The organism is Streptomyces sp. Rer75 (assembly GCF_013414305.1).
GTDB classification, from domain to species: Bacteria; Actinomycetota; Actinomycetes; order Streptomycetales; family Streptomycetaceae; genus Streptomyces; species Streptomyces himastatinicus.
The window spans coordinates 243,697-263,869 of the sequence record NZ_CP058693.1 but is presented as its reverse complement, the minus strand read 5'-3'; the positions used below and the strand labels follow the sequence as shown (position 1 = coordinate 263,869).

The following is a 20,173-nucleotide window of genomic DNA, read 5'->3' as shown; positions in this document are numbered from 1 at the left end:
GCTCAGGCTTCGGCTCTATCTGAAGGATAAGGAACGCATGGCGAACGAAGACAAGCTCCGGGAATATCTCAAGCGCGCGATCGCCGATGCTCGGGATGCTCACCTTCGCCTGAGTGAAGCCGAAGCGAAAGCCCACGAGCCCATCGCGATCGTGGGCATGGGATGCCGGTACCCGGGCGGGGTGACCTCGCCGGAAGATCTGTGGCGGCTGGTCAGCTCGGCGGGGGACGGGATCACCCCGTTCCCCACCGATCGCGGCTGGGACCTCGAGACCCTCTTCGATCCGGATACGGACCGCGCGGGCACCTCGCACGTACGCGAGGGCGGGTTTCTGCACGACGCGGCCGAGTTTGACGCCGAGCTGTTCGGGATCTCGCCGCGCGAGGCCCTTGCCATGGACCCGCAGCAACGGCTGCTGCTGGAAACCTCGTGGGAGGCGCTGGAACGGGCGGGGATCAACCCCCATTCGCTACGCGGCTCGGCCACCGGTGTCTTCGCGGGCCTGATGTACCACGACTACACGTCGCGCCTGAGCGGCGTGCCCAAGGAGGTCGAGGGCTTTCTCGCCAACGGCAACGCGGGAAGCGTCTTCTCCGGCCGCATCTCATACGTGTTCGGGTTCGAGGGGCCGGCGGTGACACTCGACACCGCGTGCTCATCCTCGCTGGTCTCCCTGCACCTTGCCTGCCACGCGCTACGGACCGGCGAGTGCGGGATGGCGCTCGCCGGTGGCGTCACGGTGATGGCCGGCCCGACGACGTTCGTGGAGTTCTCCCGGCAGCGTGGCCTCGCCGCCGACGGCCGGTGCAAGCCGTTCGCGGAGGCCGCGGACGGCACCGCCTGGGCCGAGGGCGCCGGCGTGCTCGTACTGGAGCGGCTGTCCGAGGCACAGCGGCTGGGCCACCCGGTGCTCGCGGTGATCAGCGGCAGCGCCGTCAACCAGGACGGCGCCTCGAACGGGCTGAGCGCGCCGAACGGGCCGTCGCAGCAGCGCGTGATCCGCCAGGCGTTGAAGGCCGCGCGGATCCCGGCGTCCGAAGTGGACGTCGTCGAGGCGCATGGCACCGGAACCCGGCTCGGCGATCCCATCGAGGCCCAGGCCCTGCTCGCGACCTACGGCCAGGGGCGCGACGGCGCCGAGCCGCTGTGGCTGGGCTCGGTGAAGTCGAACTTCGGGCACACCCAGGCCGCCGCGGGCGTCGCCGGTGTCATCAAGATGGTGATGGCCCTGCGCGCCGGGGAACTGCCCCGGACCTTGCACGTGGGTGAGCCCTCGTCGCATGTCGACTGGGACGCGGGCTCGGTGCGCCTGCTGACCGAAGAACGCCCCTGGCCCCGCGCCGAACATCCCCGCCGCGCGGGGATTTCTTCGTTCGGTATCAGTGGTACCAACGCCCATGTCATCCTCGAGGAACCTCCTGCCGCGTCAGGCGGTGACAGCGGTGACGGCCAAGAGAGCGGCATCGCCTCCGATGAGGCCACGACGGACCTGTCGGCGATGCCGGTGGTGCCATGGGTGCTGTCCGGCCGGAGCGCCCAGGCGGTGCGGGCACAGGCCGGACGCCTGGCGGCCTTCCTCGGCGAGCGGGACCACTCCCCGGTCGACGTCGGCTTCTCGTTGGCGACCACGCGGGCGGTCCTGGAGCACCGGACCGTGGTGCTGGGCGCGGACGGGGCGGCGCCGCTGACCGGCCTGACAGACCCGGCCGGTGAACATCCAGCCGCGATATCCGGTGCGGTGACCGACGGCCGGACGGGCTGGATGTTCACCGGCCAGGGCAGCCAGCGGATCGGGATGGGCCGTGAGCTGTACGGCACGTTCCCCGTGTTCAAGAGGACCCTGGATGAGGTGTGCGGTTTTCTGGACGCGGAGCTTGCGGGTGGGCCGGGCTTCGGTGTTTCGGTGCGGGAGGTGTTGTTCGCGGCGGAGGGTTCTGCGGAGGCGGCGCTGCTGGATCGGACCGGGTATGCGCAGCCGTCGTTGTTCGCGGTGCAGGTCGCGTTGGTGGAGTTGCTGCGATCGTGGGGCATGGGTCCGGATGTGGTGTTGGGTCATTCGGTGGGTGAGTTTGTCGCGGCGTATGTGGCGGGTGTTTTCGGGCTGGGGGATGCGGCGCGGTTGGTGGCGGGTCGTGCGCGGTTGATGCAGGCGCTGCCTGCGGGTGGTGCGATGGCGGCGGTTGAGGGTGAGGAGGCCGAGGTCTCCGAGATTCTGCGAGGACTGCCGGACTCGCAGCGGGTGGCGGTTGCGGCGGTGAACGGGCCGACGTCGGTGGTGGTTTCCGGTGACGAGGATGCGGTCGAGCGGGTGATGGAGGTTGCGCGGGAGCGGGGCCGCCGGGTGTCCCGGCTGCGCGTCAGCCACGCCTTCCACTCGCCGTTGATGGAGCCGATGCTCGCGGAGTTCGCCGACATCGCGGCGAGTATCACCTACCGGCAGCCGGTGCTTCCGGCCGTCAGCACGGTCAGCGGGCAACTGGTCGGCGCGGCGGACTGGGCGACCCCGGAGTACTGGGTGCGCCAGATCCACGAGCCGGTCCGGTTCCACCGGGCTCTGGAGACCACCACGAGCGAACAGGGCGCGACCCGGCTCCTGGAGATCGGACCCGATCCGGTGCTGACCGCGCTGGCTCAGACCGCCGTCGACAGTGCTGTGGCGTCGACACTGCGGAAGGGCCGCGGTGAAGCCGAGACCGTCCTGTCGGCGGTCGCGGAGATGTTCGTGCGCGGCGCGCAGGTCGACTGGCCCGCCATGTTCGCCGGGACCGGCGCGCGCCCGGTGGACCTGCCGACGTACGCCTTCCAGCGGCAGCGGTACTGGCTGGATGCCGCGCAGCCGGTCACCGACGCCCGGGGGCTGGGTCTGGGTGCGGCGGGGCATCCGTTGTTGGGTGCTTCGGTGGCGGTGGCGGGTTCGGATGCGGTGTTGCTGACGTCGCGGTTGTCGGTGCGGTCGCATCCGTGGCTGGCTGATCACGTAGTGGCCGGTTCGGTCCTGGTGCCGGGCACGGTCTTCGTTGAGCTTGCGGTGCAGGCGGGTGACCGGGTCGGGTGTGCCCGGGTCGAGGAGTTGACCTTGCAGGCGCCGCTGGTCCTTCCGGAGGACGGCGCTGTTCAGGTGCAGCTCAGCATCGACGGCGGCGAGGACGGCCGTCGTGCGCTGCGGGTCTACTCGCGCGTGGAGGAGGCCGAGGCCGAGCAGCCGTGGACTTTGCATGCCACGGGTGCTCTCGCTGCTGGGGCTCCTGCTGTTGGGTGGGATTTGCGGGTGTGGCCGCCGGTGGGTGCGGAGGCGGTTGTGGTGGATGGGTTGTATGAGCGGTTGTCGGGTGTGGGGTTGGCGTATGGTCCGGCGTTCCGTGGTCTGCGGGAGGTGTGGAAGCAGGGCGAGGACCTGTTCGTGGAGGCCGCTCTTCCGGAGGGGGTCGCGGAGGACGGGGCTGGGTTCGGTTTGCATCCGGCGCTGCTGGACACGGTGCTGCACGCGCTGGGACTTGGCGAAGCCGGTGCCGGTGCGGACAAGGCTTTGCTGCCATTCATGTGGTCGGGTGTGTCACTGTCCGCCGTGGGCGCTTCCGCCGTGCGGGTTCGGCTGTCTCCACGAGGCACGGGCGAGGTGGCGCTGCGGGTGGCCGATGCCGCAGGTGACCCGGTCGCCGAGGTGGCGTCGCTGGTGCTGCGCCCGGTCTCGGTCACCGAGCTGAGCGCGTCCGCCTCTGCCACGGCGGAGAGTCTGTTCCGGCTGGAGTGGGTTCCTGCGCCGGTGGCCCGGTCCGAGGGGCCTGTGGGGTCTGCTGGTTGGGCGGTGCTTGGTGATGTCGAGTCGGGTGGGTGGCGGGGTGCCGGTGTTCCGGTGACGTCTTACGACGGTCTTGCGGGTTTGGTCGCCGCTCTTGATGGTGGTGCCACGGTGCCGGAGACGGTCGTGCTTCCGGTGGCGTGTGGTGGTGGTGCCGGTGTCGGTGATGTGGTGGCGGGTGTTCTGGGTGTGGTGCGTGGGTGGTTGGCTGAGGAGCGTTTTGCGGGGTCGCGGTTGGTGGTGTTGACGTCGGGTGCGGTGGAGGTGGCCTCGGCCGAGGACGGTGCTCGCGATGTGCTGGATCTCGCTGGTGCTGGGGTGTGGGGTCTGGTGCGTTCGGCGCTCAGTGAGCATCCGGGGCGGTTTGTGCTGGCCGACGTTGATGGTGCGCGGGAGTCGTATGAGGCCCTGGCTGTCGGCCTCGCCGGGCTGGGTGCGGACCAGGTCGCCGTCCGTGAGGGGCGGGTGTGGCTGCCGCGGCTGGTGCGGATGGCTTCGGGCGGGGTGTTGGAGCCTCCGGTGGGTGTGGGTTCGGCATGGCGGTTGGACATTGTGGCCAAGGGCCAGTTGGACGGCGTCGCGCTGGTGCCCGAGGAACCCCAGGCGCTGCGCCCCGGCCAGGTGCGCGTGGGTGTGCGTGCGGCGGGGGTCAACTTCCGGGATGTTCTCAATGTGCTGGGGATGTATCCGGGGGACGCTGGTCGGCTCGGGCATGAAGGTGCCGGGGTTGTGGTGGAGGTCGGTCCGGGTGTGGACGACTTCGCTGTGGGTGACCGGGTGATGGGTCTGCTGGACGGGGGGTTCGGGCCGTCGGCGGTGGCGGATGCGCGGATGTTGGCGCGTATGCCGGGTGGTTGGTCGTACGAGCAGGCGGCGTCGGTGCCGGTGGTGTTCCTGACGGCGTATTACGCGTTGGTGGATCTGGCTGGTCTTCAGGCGGGTGAGTCGGTGTTGATTCATGCCGCTGCTGGTGGTGTGGGTATGGCGGCGGTGCAGTTGGCCCAGCATCTGGGTGCGGAGGTGTTCGCGACGGCGAGTCAGGCCAAGTGGTCCACGGTTCGTGAGTTCGGGGTCGCCGCCGGCCGTCTGGCTTCCTCCCGTACGACGGAGTTCGAGCAGATCTTCTCTCAGGCGACTGATGGCGCTGGGGTGAATGTTGTACTCGACTGTCTGGCCGGTGAATTCGTCGACGCGTCGTTGCGGTTGACGCAGCGGGGTGGCCGGTTTGTGGAGATGGGCAAGACGGATATCCGTGATGCGGATGAGGTCGCCGCCGCGTATCCGGGTGTCTCGTATCAGGCGTTTGATGTGATTGAGGCGGGTCCGGACCGGATCAGGGAGATGCTGGCGGCGCTGCTGGAGTTGTTCGAGAAGGGCGCGTTGCGGCCGATTCCGGTGACGTCGTGGGAGATTGCGCGGGCGCCGGAGGCGTTGCGGTTCCTGGGGCAGGCCAAGCATGTCGGGAAGGTCGTGCTGAGCGTTCCTGCTCCGTGGCGTGAGCGTGGCACGGTGCTGGTGACTGGTGGTACGGGTGGTCTGGGTGCGGTGGTGGCCCGGCATCTGGTGACCGCCCATGGTGTTCGTGATCTGTTGTTGCTTTCCCGGCGTGGTGTCGGGGCGCCGGGTGCGGAAGAGTTGCGTGATGAGCTGACCGGGCTGGGTGCGCGGGTGACGATTACTGCCTGCGATGTGAGTGATCGGGCGGCGCTGGCCGGTGTGCTGGACGCGGTGCCGGAGGATGCGCCCCTTACGGGCATTGTGCACACTGCCGGTGTCCTGGATGACGGGGTGATCGCTGGTCTGACGCCGGAGCGGTTGGCCCGGGTGCTCGCGGCAAAGGCGGAGTCGGCGGTGCATCTGCACGAACTGACGGCGCAGTCCGATCTTGACGCGTTCGTGCTGTTCTCCTCCTTCGCGGGTGTGGTGGGGAATGCGGGTCAGTCGGCGTATGCGGCGGGTAATGCGGTGCTGGACGCGTTGGCGGTGTCCCGGCGGGCGCAGGGGCTGGCTGGTGTGTCGTTGGCGTGGGGTATGTGGGAGCAGGCCGAGGGGATGGGGGGCCGTCTGAGTGGGGCGGACATCGACCGGCTTCGGCGTCAGGGGTTTCCGCCGTTGTCCACGCAGGACGGGCTCGTGCTGCTGGATGCCGCTCTGCAGGTCAACGAGCCGGTCGCGTTGCCGGTCGCGTTGCGGACCGCGTCACTGGCCGGGTTCCGGGACAGTCTGCCGGGTGTGTTGCAGGCGCTGGTCCCGGCCACCCCTCAACAGCGTCGCACCGCAGGCCGGTCCGCCACTGGCAGCGGCAGCGCGCTGGCCCGGCGTCTGCTCGGGCTGTCCGCGGATGAGCAGGAACGCATGCTGCTGGACGTCGTACAGGACTCGGTCGCCGGGGTACTCGGACATGCCTCCGCCGCGGCAGTCGACCCGACCAGGGCGTTCAAGGACCTCGGTTTCGACTCTCTGACTGCTGTGGACCTGCGTAACCGGCTCAGTGGCGCGACCGCGCTCCACCTGTCCGCCACGATGGTCTTCGACCACCCCACCCCTGCTTCCCTCGCTGGGTATCTGCGTGAGCAACTGCTCGGCGTGGTTGAGGAACAGGCCGTGGAGGATCGCCCTGCTGAGCGTGCGGGTGCCGCCGATGATCCGATCGCGATCGTTGGCATGGGCTGCCGCTACCCAGGTGGTGTGACCTCGCCCGAGACGCTGTGGGAGTTGGTGGACTCCGGTGGCGACGGGATGTCGCCGCTGCCGGTGGACCGGGGCTGGGACACGCAGGTGCTGGAGGACATCGCGGCTGTCGGAGGGTTCGTCGAGGACGCCACGGAGTTCGATGCGGAGCTGTTCGGGATCTCGCCGCGTGAGGCGCTGGCGATGGATCCGCAGCAGCGGCTGCTGCTGGAGACCTCGTGGGAGGCGCTGGAGCGGGCGGGCATCGACCCGTTGTCCCTGCGCGGTTCCCAGACCGGTGTGTTCGCGGGGGTGTCGGCCAACGGCTACGCCAGTGGCCAGGAGGACGAACAGGATACGGAGACCGAGGGGTATCTGCTCACTGGCAGCACGCCGAGCGTCGCATCGGGCCGGTTGTCGTACGTGCTGGGCCTGGAGGGCCCGGCGGTGTCGGTGGACACGGCGTGCTCGTCCGCGTCGGTCGCCCTGCACCTGGCGTGCCAGGCGTTGCGCGCGGGCGAGTGCGAGATGGCGCTCGCCGGAGGCGCGACCGTGATGGCCACGCCAGGCATATTCGTGGAGTTCTCGCGGCAGGGCGGGCTGGCCGGGGACGGCCGGTGCAAGTCCTTCGCGGATGCCGCGGACGGCACCGGATGGTCCGAGGGCGGCGGAATCCTCGTTCTGGAGCGGCTTTCCGACGCGCAACGCCTGGGGCATCCGGTGCTCGCGGTCGTACGCGGGAGCGCGGTCAACCAGGACGGGGCCTCCAACGGTCTGACCGCGCCGAACGGCCCCTCCCAGCAGCGCGTCATCCGCCAAGCGCTGAAGGCCGCGAAGGTCTCGGCGTCCGACGTGGACGTCGTCGAAGCGCACGGCACCGGCACCACGCTCGGCGACCCGATCGAGGCGCAGGCACTACTGGCGACGTATGGCCAGGGCCGCGGGGAGCAGGGTCCGTTGTGGCTGGGCTCGATCAAGTCGAACATCGGGCACAGCCAGGCCGCGGCCGGCGCGGCGAGTGTGATCAAGATGGTCATGGCGCTGCGGGCACAGCGGCTGCCACGGACCCTGCATGTGGAAGAGCCTTCGTCCCACGTGGACTGGGAAGCCGGGGCGGTGAAGCTGCTGACCGAGGCCCGCGCCTGGCCGCGCGGTGAGCGGCCACGTCGGGCGGGTGTCTCGTCGTTCGGGATCAGCGGGACCAACGCGCACGTGATCATCGAGGAAGCGCCGATCGGTGATCCGGCTGTCGCTGCGGAGCGGGAGGGCTGGGACGATCGGAATGAGCGGGAGGACCGGCCGTCGGCCGAGCTGCCGCTGGTCCCCTGGGTGCTGTCCGGCCGGAGCGAACAGGCGGTGCGGGCGCAGGCCGGGCGTCTGACCGCCTTCCTCGGCGCGTACGAGGAGGGAGGACCCGCCGCGGTCGATGTCGGGATGTCGCTGGCGACCACCCGCGCCGTGCTCGACCACCGCGCCGTGGTGCTGGGCGCCGACCGCGATGCCCTGCGCGCCGGGGTGGCGACCTTCGCAACCCCGACCGCCACCGACGCCACCGAGGCCACCGTGGTGTCCGGTGTGGTCGGCGACGGCCGGACGGCCTGGATGTTCACCGGCCAGGGCAGCCAGCGGCTCGGCATGGGCCGCGAGCTGTACGAACGGTTCCCGGCCTTCGCCAGGACCCTGGACGAGGTCTGCGACTTCCTCGACACAGAACTGGAGGGCACCGCCGCGTTCAAGGTGCCTGTGCGGGAAGTGCTGTTCGCCGATGAGGGTTCCGTCGAGGCGGGGTCGCTGGAGCAAACCGGCTACGCGCAGACCGCGCTCTTCGCCGTCCAGTCCGCGCTGGTGGACCTCCTACGCTCCTGGGGTGTGCGCCCGGACATGGTGCTGGGCCACTCGGTCGGCGAGCTGGCCGCCGCCTACGCCGCCGGGGTCTTCGAACTGGCCGACGCCGCCCGGCTGGTGGCGGGACGCGCCCGGTTGATGCAGGCGCTGCCCTCAGGCGGCGCGATGGCGGCGATCGAAGCCACCGAGGCCGAGGTCGCCGGGATTCTGCACGGACTTCCCGACAGCGAGCGGGCGGCGGTCGCGGCGGTCAACGGCCCCACCGCCGTGGTGATCTCCGGCGACGAGGATGCGGTCGAGCGGGTGATGGGGGCTGCGCGGGAGCGGGGCCGCCGGGTGTCGCGGCTGCGCGTCAGCCATGCGTTCCACTCGCCGTTGATGGAGCCGATGGTGGCGGAGTTCGCCGAGATCGCGGCGAGCGTCACGTACCGGCAACCGACTCTCCCAGCGGTCAGCACGGTCACCGGCGAGCCGGTCGGCGAAAAGGACTGGGCGAACCCGGACTACTGGGTGGGCCAGGTCCAGCAGCCGGTCCGGTTCCATGATGCGATCGAGGCGACCACGGGCGAGCAGGGCGCCGACCGACTGCTGGAGATCGGGCCCGATCCGGTCCTGACGGCACTGACCCGGTCCGGAACTGACAGCGCGGCCCCCGCGTTTTCCGTGGCCGCATTGCGCAAGGGCCATGCCGAGGCCGAAACCGTGCTGACGGCGGTGGCCGAGCTGTTCGTACGCGGGGCCAAGGTCGATTGGGCGGCGGTGTTCGCCGGGACCGGGGCCGAGCGGGTGGACCTGCCCACGTACGCGTTCCAGCGCCGGAGGTTCTGGCTGCGGGACCGTACGACCCAGCGGGCGACCAGGACCGACGTGGCCCTCGGCGGTGCCGAAGCCGGGTTCTGGAACCTGGTTGAGCAGGGTGATGTGGCATCCCTTGCCGGTCAACTCGGCGTCGACGCGGGCACACCGCTGGACACCGTGCTGCCAATGCTGTCGACGTGGCGCAAGCGGCAGCGGGAGCAGTCGGCGCTGTCCGGCTGGCGCTACGGGGTGGTGTGGAAGCAGATGACCGTACCGAGCGCGGGCCGCCTGTCGGGGACCTGGCTGCTGGCAGTGCCGGAGCGGCTGACCGCCGCCCAGGACGGATTGGCCGAGCAGTGCGTACAGGCTCTGCGGGCGGGCGGCGCGGCTGAGGTCACCGTGCTGACCCTCACCGCCAGGACGAGCCGCGAAGCACTCGCCGACCGGATCCGCGCCACCTCGGCGGACGGCGTGGTGTCCCTGCTGGCATGGGCCGAAGCCGAAGCCGAAGCCGCAGTGCAAGAACCCGGCTACGGACCGGTGCCCATCGCGACCGCCACGACGCTGACGCTGGTGCAGGCATTGGCCGACGCCGAGGCCGAAACGCCCCTGTGGTGCTTGACCCACTCAGCGGTCTCCGTCGGAGCGGGCGAGCGGTTGGCCAACCCCGCGCAGGCCCAGCTGTGGGGCCTGGGCAAGACGGTGGCCTTTGAACAGCCGCAGCGCTGGGGCGGTCTGGTCGACCTGCCCGAGGAAGTCGGGAGGCAGAGCCTGACCCGCCTGGTGTCCGTCCTCGCCGCGGGCCGTTCGGACGGCCGCGCGGAAGGCTACGAGGACCAGGTCGCCATACGGTCCTCGGGGGTGTACGCGGCCCGGCTGACGCGCGACACCGCGAGGGGAGACGGCGACGGCTGGCAGCCGCACGGCACGGTCCTCATCACCGGCGGCACCGGCGCCCTGGGCGCGCATGTGGCACGTCGGCTGGCCTCCCGCGGCGCGGAACACCTCGTGCTGGTCTCCCGGCGTGGGGCACAGGCGCCGGGCGCGGCGGAACTGCGGCAGGAGCTGACCGAACTCGGCGCGCGGGTCACCGTCACCGACTGCGACATCGCCGACCGCCGGTCCCTCGCCGCCGTGCTGGACGGCATGCCCGAGGATGCGCCGCTGACCGGTGTCGTACACACCGCAGGGGTCCTGGACGACGGGGTGGTCACCGAGCTGACGCCGGAGCGGCTCGCCGGGGTACTGGCCGCGAAGGCGGATGCGGCGCGGCATCTGCACGAACTGACGGCGGACCTGGAACTGGACGCCTTCGTGTTGTTCTCCTCCATCGCCGGGGTCCTCGGCAACGCGGGCCAGTCCGCGTACGCGGCGGGCAACGCCCACCTCGACGCCCTCGCGCAACACCGGCGCGGTCTGGGGCTGCCCGCCACATCGGTGGCCTGGGGACCGTGGGGCGGCGACGGGATGGCAGCCGACGGAGTGGCCGAGGAACGGTTCCGCCGTTCCGGCGTTCGCGTACTGGACCCGGAGCGGGCGGTGGCGGCCCTCGACCAGGTACTCGCCGACGGCCGGGCCTGCGCGACCGTCGCCGACGTGGACTGGGAACGCTTCGCGCCTTCGCTGACGCTGGCCCGGCCCAGCGCGCTCATCGCCGACCTGCCCGAGGCGGCCGCGGCGCTGACCGCGACCGCCGACGCCGGCGCCGAGGAGGCCGGCGAGCTGACCCGGCGGCTGCGGGACCTGCCCGCGGCCGAGCGGGAGCAGTCGCTGCTGGATCTGGTGCAGACCCAGGTCGCTGTGGTGCTGGGGCACTCGTCCGCCGCCGCGATTGACGCGAACCGCGCGTTCAAGGACTTCGGCTTCGATTCCCTCACCGCGGTGGATCTGCGTAACCGGCTCACCATGGCCACCGGGCTGCGGTTGCCGACCACGCTCGTCTTCGACCACCCGACCCCGGCATCGCTCGCCGGTTATCTGCGTGGCGAGCTGTTCCCGGACGATGGCGACGACGCGGATCCCGGTCTGGACGAGGAGCGGCTGCGGCGCGCGCTGGCGTCCGTACCCCTGGACCGGTTCCGCGCGGCGGGACTGATGGACGCCCTGGTGCGGCTGGCCGCCTCCGGAGAGGACGAGCCGGAAGGGGCGGAGCCCGAGGAGGAGGGTGCGATCGCAGAGCTGGACGTCGACGATCTCGTACAACTGGCGCTCGGCGACGACGAACCCTTCGAACAGGACTGATCGGGGTCACAACAGATGAGTGCACCGTACGAAAAGGTCGTCCAGGCGCTCCGGAAGTCGCTGGAAGAGACCAACACGCTCAAAAAGCAGAACCAGCAGCTTCGCGCGGCCGCCCGCGAACCGATCGCGATTGTCGGCATGGGCTGCCGGTTTCCGGGTGGCGTCGACTCCCCCGAGGCCCTGTGGGAGATGCTGGACTCGGGTGGTGACGGGCTCTCGCCGTTCCCGGTCGACAGGGGCTGGGACCTCGACGGACTGTACGATCCTGAGCCGGGGTGCACGGGATCGACCTACGTGCGCGTTGGTGGGTTCGTCCAGGATGCGGCCGAGTTCGATGCGGAGTTGTTCGGGATCTCGCCGCGTGAGGCTCTTGCGATGGATCCGCAGCAGCGGCTGCTGCTGGAGACGTCGTGGGAGGCGTTGGAGCGGGCGGGTGTCGATCCGCTGTCGCTGCGCGGCTCGGCCACCGGAGTGTTCGCCGGGACCAATGGCCAGGACTATCTGCATACTCTGGGCGGCAGGGTGGACGGAGTCGAAGGTTTCGTCGGAACCGGGTCCGCGGCCAGTGTCATTTCCGGCCGGATCTCCTACGCGTTGGGTCTGGAGGGGCCTGCGGTGACGGTGGACACGGCGTGTTCGTCGGCGCTGGTGGCGCTGCATCTGGCGAGTCAGTCTCTGCGGTCCGGGGAGTGCCGGATGGCTCTGGCCGGTGGTGCGACGGTCATGTCCACTCCGGCGGCGTTTGTGGAGTTCTCGCAGCAGCGTGGGCTTGCGCCGGACGGCCGTTGCAAGGCGTTCGCGGATGGTGCGGATGGCACCGGCTGGTCGGAGGGTGCCGGGGTGCTGGTGCTGGAGCGTCTGTCGGATGCCCAGCGCCTGGGCCACCGCGTGCTGGCGGTTGTGCGGGGCAGCGCGGTCAATCAGGACGGTGCGTCGAATGGTCTGACGGCGCCGAACGGCCCCTCGCAGCAGCGGGTGATCCGTCGGGCGTTGGAGGCGGCCAGGGTCTCGGCGTCCGATGTGGATGTCGTGGAGGCGCATGGCACCGGCACGAGTCTGGGTGATCCCATTGAGGCGCAGGCTCTGCTGGCCACCTATGGGCGGGATCGTGAGGGGGATCCGCTGTGGCTCGGTTCGGTGAAGTCCAACATTGGCCATACCCAGGCCGCCGCCGGCGCCGCCGGACTCATCAAGATGGTGATGGCCCTGCGCGCACAGCAGCTCCCGAAGACGCTACACGTGGAATCACCCTCGTCCCATGTGGACTGGGAGGCGGGTTCGGTGCGGCTGCTGACCGAGTCCCGGCCGTGGCAGCGCGGCGAGCGCACGCGCCGGGCGGGCGTCTCGTCGTTCGGCATCAGCGGGACCAACGCCCACGTCATCCTCGAAGAGGCTCCCGAGGCCGAACCGGTGGCAGAGGCGCGGCCGTCGGCAGAGCCGGAGTTGCCGGTGGTGCCGTGGGTGCTGTCCGGCCGTACCCCGGACGCGGTGCGGGCACAGGCCGGCCGTCTCGCGGCTCTTCTCGACGAGCGGGGACCGCAGGATCAATCCCCTGCCGACGTGGGCTTCTCACTGGCGACGACCCGCGCGGCCCTCGAACACCGCGCCGTGGTACTCGGCACCGACGGCGCGGCCCTGCACACGGGCACGATTCGCCTGTCCGACGGGACCGTGCTGTCCGCCGACGCCGACGAGACCGAGGCGGCCGACCCGGACACCTTCGTGGTGACCGGAGCGGTCAGCAAGGGCCGGACGGCCTGGATGTTCACCGGACAGGGCAGCCAGCGCATCGGCATGGGCCGCGAACTCTACGACCGGTTCCCGGCGTTCGCTCAAGCCCTGGACGAGGTGTGCGGCCACCTGAACGCCGAGCTGGAAGGCGCCGCCGGGTTCGACGTCCCACTGCGGGACGTACTGTTCGCGGCCGAGGGCTCCGCCGAGGCGGACCTGCTGGACCGTACCGGCTATGCCCAGCCCGCCCTGTTCGCGGTGCAGGTCGCGCTCGTGGAGCTGCTGCGCTCGTGGGGTATGCGGCCGGACCTGCTGCTCGGCCACTCGATCGGTGAGTTCGCCGCCGCCTACGCGGCCGGGGTGTTCGAATCGGCTGACGCCGCGCGGCTGGTCGCCGCCCGGGCCCGTTTGATGCAGGCCCTGCCCGGCGGGGGCGCGATGGCCGCCATCCAGGCCACCGAGACCGACGTGCTGGAGATCCTGAAGGGCCTGCCCGGAGGTGACCCGGCCGCGATCGCCGCCGTCAACGGCCCCTCGGCGACCGTGATCTCCGGTGCCGAGGACATCGTGGAGCAAGCTATGGACATCGCGCGCGGCCAAGGCCGCCGCGTCTCCCGGCTGCGGGTGAGCCACGCGTTCCACTCGCCCCTGATGCGGCCGATGCTCGACGAGTTCGCCCAGGTCGCCGCCGGGATCACCTACCACGATCCCCATACGCGCGCGATCAGCACGGTCACCGGCGAGCCGGTGACCGCAGAGGACTGGGCGACCCCGGAGTACTGGGTCCGCCAGGTGCACCGGCCGGTGCGCTTCCACGCCGCGCTGACGACCGCGACCGCCGGACAGGGCGCGTCCCGGCTGCTGGAGCTCGGCCCCGATCCGGTGCTCACCGGGCTGGCTCAGTCCGAGGTGGACACCGCTGCGGCGGTGTCGGTGCTGCGGAAGGGCCGCGCCGAGCCCGAGACGCTGATGGCGGCGGTGTCGGGGCTGTTCGTCCGCGGAGCGCGGGTCGACTGGGCCGCCGTGTTCGCCGGGACCGGCGCCCAGCGGGTGGATCTGCCGACGTACGCCTTCCAGCGGCAGCGGTTCTGGCTGCCGGACCGAGAGCTTCCGGCGGAAGCGGCCGCGGAGTCCGGCGGGATCGAGAAGCGGTTCTGGGACTTGGTCGAGCAGGGCGATGTGGACTCCCTGGCCGAGCAGTTGGGAGTGGGGCCGGCCGCGCCCTTGGATACCGTGCTGCCGGTGCTCTCGGACTGGCGGCTGCGGCACCGCGAGGAGTCGCTGCTCTCGGGCTGGCGGTACCGGGTGCAGTGGAAGCCCGTGACCGTGGCGGCGACGAACCGGCTGCGGGGCGTTTGGCTGGTGGCCGTCCCGAACCGGGCGGACGACGACTTCGCGGACCAGTGCGTGCGGACGCTGCGAATCGCCGGCGCTCAGACGACCGTCGTGCCGGTGGCCGCCGACGATACGCGCGAGTCCCTGGCCGCGAAGATCGGAGCCGAGGACACCGAGACGGTGATGGGGGTCGTGTCCTTGGCGGGCTCGACCGCCACGACGTTGACATTGGTGCAGGCGCTGGGAGATTCCGGCATCGCGGCGCGTGTGTGGTGTGTGACGCGTTCGGCGGTGTCGGTGGCTTCGGGCGAGCGGCTGCTGAATCCGGTGGGAGCTCAGTTGTGGGGCCTGGGCCGGACGGTGGCGTTGGAGCAGCCGGAGCGTTGGGGCGGTCTGGTCGATGTGCCGGAGGACGTCGACGAGCACAGCTTGACGCGGCTGGTGTCCGTGCTCGCGGCGTCCGGTGGCGAGGATCAGGTGGCCGTACGGCCATCGGGTGTGTTCGCGGCCCGGCTGGTACGGGACGGGGCCGGTGCCGGGCGGGGGGAGGACTGGGAGCCGCGTGGCACGGTGCTGGTGACCGGTGGTACGGGTGCGCTGGGCGGGCTGGTGTCCCGCTGGCTGGCTGCTCGCGGTGCTGAGCGCCTGCTGCTGGTGTCCCGCCGGGGTGCCGAGGCGCCCGGCGCGGAAGAACTGCGTGGCGAGCTGGCCGACTTGGGCGCCGATGTCGCGTTCGCGGCCTGTGACGTCGGCGACCGCGAAGCCGTACGGGCGGTGCTGGACGGCATCCCGGAGGAGGCGCCGCTGACCGGAATCGTTCACACTGCCGGGATCCTCGATGACGGTGTGGTGGAGGGGCTGACCCCGGAGCGGCTGGCGCGCGTGCTGGCGGCGAAGGCGGACGCCGCGCGCCATCTGCACGACCTGACGGCCGACCGTGACCTCGACGCCTTCGTCCTGTTCTCGTCCATCGCCGGTGTGGTGGGGAATGCGGGTCAGGCGGCCTACGGCGCCGCCAACGCGTATGTGGATGCTCTGGCGCAACACCGCCGCGGTCTGGGGCTGGCGGCCACGTCGGTGGCCTGGGGGCCGTGGGGCGGCGATGGCATGGCCGCCGACGGCGTGGTGGCGGAGCACTTCCGCCGTCTGGGTGTGCGCGTACTGGACCCGGACCGGGCCATCGCCATCCTGCAGCAGGTGCTCGGTGACGGCCGGACGTGCCAGACCGTGGTCGACGTCGACTGGGAACGCTTCGCGGCCGCCATGACGTTCACCCGTCCCAGCGCCCTGATCGGCGATCTGCCCGAGGTGGCCGCCGCGCGTACCCCCGCCGCCGATCTCGGAGCCGGGGACGACGGCGAGCTGGCACGGCGGCTGCGTGGCCGTTCGGCGGCCGAGCAGGACCGGATGCTGCTGACACTGGTCCAGTCCCAGGTCGCCACCGTGCTCGGGCACTCCTCGTCCGCGACGATCGACCCCGGCCGGGCGTTCAAGGACCTCGGCTTCGACTCCCTCACAGCGGTCGACCTGCGCAACCGGCTGACCAACGCCACCGCCCTGCCGCTGCCCGCCACTCTGGTCTTCGACCACCCGACCCCATCCGCCCTGGCAGTGTTCCTGCGCGAACAGGTGGTGGGGGAGACGCCCGGACCGGATATCACCCCCTCGCCGCAGGCTCCCGCTCACGCGGCCGACGACACCGAAGACCCGATCGCGATTGTCGGCATGGGCTGCCGGTTTCCCGGCGGCGTATCTTCACCGGAGGCGCTGTGGGACCTCGTGGCCTCGGCCGGTGACGGGCTCTCGCCGTTCCCCGACGACCGAGGCTGGGACCTCGACGGACTGTACGATCCCGACCCGACCCACGTGGGCACCTCATACGTGCGCGTCGGTGGGTTCGTCCAGGACGCGGCCGAGTTCGACGCGGCACTGTTCGGGATCTCGCCGCGTGAGGCCCTGGCGATGGATCCGCAGCAGCGGCTGCTGCTGGAGACGTCGTGGGAGGCGTTGGAGCGGGCGGGTGTCGATCCGCTGTCGCTCCGCGGCTCGGCCACTGGAGTGTTCGCCGGGACCAACGGCCAGGACTATCTGCACATGCTGGGCGGCAGGCTGGACGGAGTCGAGGGCTTCGTCGGAACCGGGTCCGCCGCCAGCGTGATCTCCGGCCGGATCTCCTACGCGCTGGGCCTGGAAGGCCCCGCGGTCACCGTGGACACCGCCTGCTCGTCGGCGCTGGTGGCGCTGCACCTGGCGAGTCAGTCACTGCGGTCCGGGGAGTGCCGGATGGCTCTGGCCGGTGGTGCGACGGTCATGTCCACTCCGGCGATCTTCGTGGAGTTCTCGCAGCAGCGTGGGCTCGCGTTGGACGGCCGTTGCAAGGCGTTCGCGGATGGTGCGGATGGCACCGGCTGGTCGGAGGGTGCCGGGGTGCTGGTGCTGGAGCGTCTGTCGGATGCCCAGCGCCTGGGACATCGCGTGTTGGCGGTTGTGCGGGGCAGCGCGGTCAATCAGGACGGCGCGTCCAATGGTTTGACGGCGCCGAACGGTCCGTCGCAGCAGCGGGTGATCCGTCAGGCGTTGAGGGCGGCCAGGGTCTCGGCGTCCGATGTGGATGTCGTGGAGGCGCATGGCACCGGTACGAGCCTGGGCGACCCCATTGAGGCGCAGGCTCTGCTGGCCACCTATGGCCGGGATCGTGAGGGGGATCCGCTGTGGCTCGGCTCGGTGAAGTCCAACATTGGCCACACCCAGGCCGCCGCCGGCGCCGCCGGACTCATCAAGATGGTGATGGCCCTGCGCGCACAGCAACTGCCGCCGACGCTGCACGTGGACTCACCCTCGTCCCACGTGGACTGGAGCTCCGGAGCGGTACGACTCCTCACGGACGCTCGCGCCTGGCCGAAGGGCGAGCGCACGCGCCGGGCGGGCGTCTCGTCGTTCGGCATCAGCGGGACCAACGCCCACGTCATCCTCGAAGAGGCTCCCCGGACCGCTCCCGTCATCGTAGAGGAGCGGCCGTCGGCGGAGCTGCCGGTGGTGCCGTGGGTGCTGTCCGGACGGAGCTCGCAGACGTTGCGGGCACAGGCCGGCCGCCTCGCATCCTTCCTCGACGCCCGTAGCGGCACCGACGTTCATGACAACTCCCGCCTCGACGTGGGCTTCTCGCTGGCGACGACCCGTGCGCTGCTCGACCATCGCGCGGTGCTGCTGGGTGCCGACGACGCGGCGCTCCGTTCGGGCGTGACCGCTCTGGCCGACGGTGACGCTTCCGTGGTGTCCGGCGTCGTGTCCGAGGGCCGCACGGCGTGGATGTTCACCGGGCAGGGCAGCCAGCGCATCGGCATGGGTCGGGAACTCTACGACCGGTTCCCGGTGTTCGCCCGGGCCCTGGACGAGGTGTGCGCCCATCTGGACGCGGAACTGGACGGCGCCGCCGGATTCGACATCGCCGTCCGGCAGGCGCTGTTCGCTCCGGACGGCTCGGCCGAGGCGGCGCTGCTGGGCGGGACCGGGTATGCCCAGACGGCGTTGTTCGCGGTGCAGACCGCCCTCGTCGAGCTGCTGCGCTCCTGGGGCATGAACCCGGATGTCGTGCTCGGGCACTCCATCGGCGAACTGGTCGCGGCCCACACCGCGGGAGTCTTCGACCTCGCCGACGCCTCCCGACTGGTCGCGGCACGCGCCCGGTTGATGCAGGCGCTGCCCACAGGTGGTGCGATGGCCGCGATCGAGGCCGCTGAGGACGAGGCGCTTCGCATCCTCGACGAGGCCGCCAAGGCGGTACCCGAGGGCGAGCGAGCCGCCATCGCGGCCGTGAACGGCCCCTCGGCGGTGGTGATCTCCGGGGATGAGGACGCCGTCGAGCGGGCGATGGCGGTGGCGCGCGCGGAGGACCGCCGGGTGTCCCGGCTGCGGGTCAGCCACGCCTTCCACTCACCGCTGATGCACCCGATGCTGGCGGACTTCGCCCGTACCGCCGAAAGCGTCGCCTACCGGCAGCCGGTACTCCCGGCGGTCAGCACCGTCACCGGGGAACCGGTGGGGGAGCGGGACTGGGCGACGGGAGACTACTGGGTGCGCCAGATCCGCCGTCCGGTCCGCTTCCACGATGCCGTGCGGACCGCGACCGGTGAGCTGGGCGCGACCCGGCTGCTGGAGGTCGGCCCCGATCCGGTGCTCACCGCCCTCGTACGGTCCGAGGTGGACACCGCGGTCTCGGTTTTGCGCCGGGACCGCGGCGAGACCGAGAGCCTGCTGACCGCCGCCGCCGAGATGTTCGTACGCGGCACGGACGTGGACTGGGCCGCGCTCTTCGACGGGACCGGAGCCCAGCGGATCGAGCTGCCGACGTACGCCTTCCGGCGCCGCCGCTTCTGGCTGCCGGACCGGGCGGTCGAGCCAGGGACGACATCGCTGCTTTCACAGGGGGGCGCGCGCCACGATGAGCAGACTTCGGCCCTTCCGGAGGCGGAGTGCGCCGAGGACCACCGCGAATTGACCGTCCGCCTACGGGACATGACGGCCGAGGAGCGGGACCGGGCGCTGCTCGGTCTGATCACCTCGCAGATCGCGTCCGTTCTCGGCCACACCGACGTGGCGGAGGTGGAAACCGGCCGCAGGTTCCTCGAAATCGGTTTCACCTCCCTGTCGATCACCGACCTGCGCACCAGGCTCAGCCGGGCCACCGGACTGGCCCTGACGGCCGAGGCGCTGTTCGAGCACGCGACGCCGCGCGCGCTCGCGACCCATCTGCTGGCCGGGCTGGCCGGGTCGGCCGGCCCGGCGGCCGCGGCCGGGCCGGAACGAGCGGACGGCGTGGCGCGGGGCGGAACCGTCACACACCTCTTCCGGCACGCGTTCGACCAGGAGCAGCACGAGCGCGGGCTGGACCTGCTCGACCTCGCGGCAGGAACGCGCCCCAGGTTCGAGGTCTATGACACCGGAGGCGAGGGGCCGACGGGCGCCGAGCCGGTGCGGCTGTCGGACGGCTCGGAGGCCGAGCCCCTGCTGTGCGTCCCGTCGCTGGTGGCCCCGGCGAGCCCGTACCAGTTTGCCCGGTTCGCCAAAGCCCTGCGCGGCACCCGCGACGTCTGGGTCCTGCCCACACCCGGCTGCGGCCCGGGCGAGGCGCTTCCGGCCGATCTCGACGCCACCGCCGCCCGGCAGGCGGACGCGGTGCTGCGCGCGTTCGGAGACAAACCGCTCACACTCGTCGCCTACTCCTCGGGGGGCTGGCTCGCCCACACCCTCACCGCACGGCTGGAGGCGGCCGGAACACCGCCGCGCGCTCTGGTCCTGCTGGACACTCCCGCGGGCGCGGGCGACAACCTCGCACTGGGCATGGCTGCCACCGCCCACCGGCTGATGCGGCGATTCCCCCAGATCCCGGTGGACGATGACCAGCTCACCGCGATGGCGCACTACGCGCGGCTGTTCAGCGGCTGGCGGCCGGGGCCGATCACCACCCCGACGCTGTTCGTACAGGCTGCCGAGTTCGTGCCCGAGCTGCTCTTCGAGGCCACGCGGCCGTCCTGGCCGCTGGAACACGAGGTGCTCGAAGTGACCGGAAACCACTTCACCTTGCTGGAGGTGGACGCGGAGACGACCGCGCGGCGGGTGCACGAGTGGCTGAACGACCAAGGATGAGGCGCGGCGGCGGAACGGACCGGTGACAACCCGAAGGCCACCGCGAGGGAGGAGAATCCCTCACGGTGGCCTTCGGTTTCCGGACTTCGGCCTCGGGACGACACCTGT

At 71.2% G+C, this 20,173-nt stretch carries 2 protein-coding genes; both read left to right on the top strand.

Annotated elements, in window-relative coordinates; translation table 11 throughout:
• Window positions 1-19: 19 nt before the first annotated feature.
• Window positions 20-11,353 (top strand): type I polyketide synthase, encoded by an 11,334-nt coding sequence (locus HYQ63_RS44230; RefSeq protein WP_373689193.1) that lies wholly within the window; start codon window positions 20-22, stop codon window positions 11,351-11,353.
• Window positions 11,354-11,368: 15 nt separating this feature from the next.
• Window positions 11,369-20,065: a type I polyketide synthase gene (locus tag HYQ63_RS01010; protein ID WP_179932061.1), complete on the top strand. Its 8,697-nt coding sequence runs from the start codon at window positions 11,369-11,371 to the stop codon at window positions 20,063-20,065.
• Window positions 20,066-20,173 lie beyond the last annotated feature (108 nt).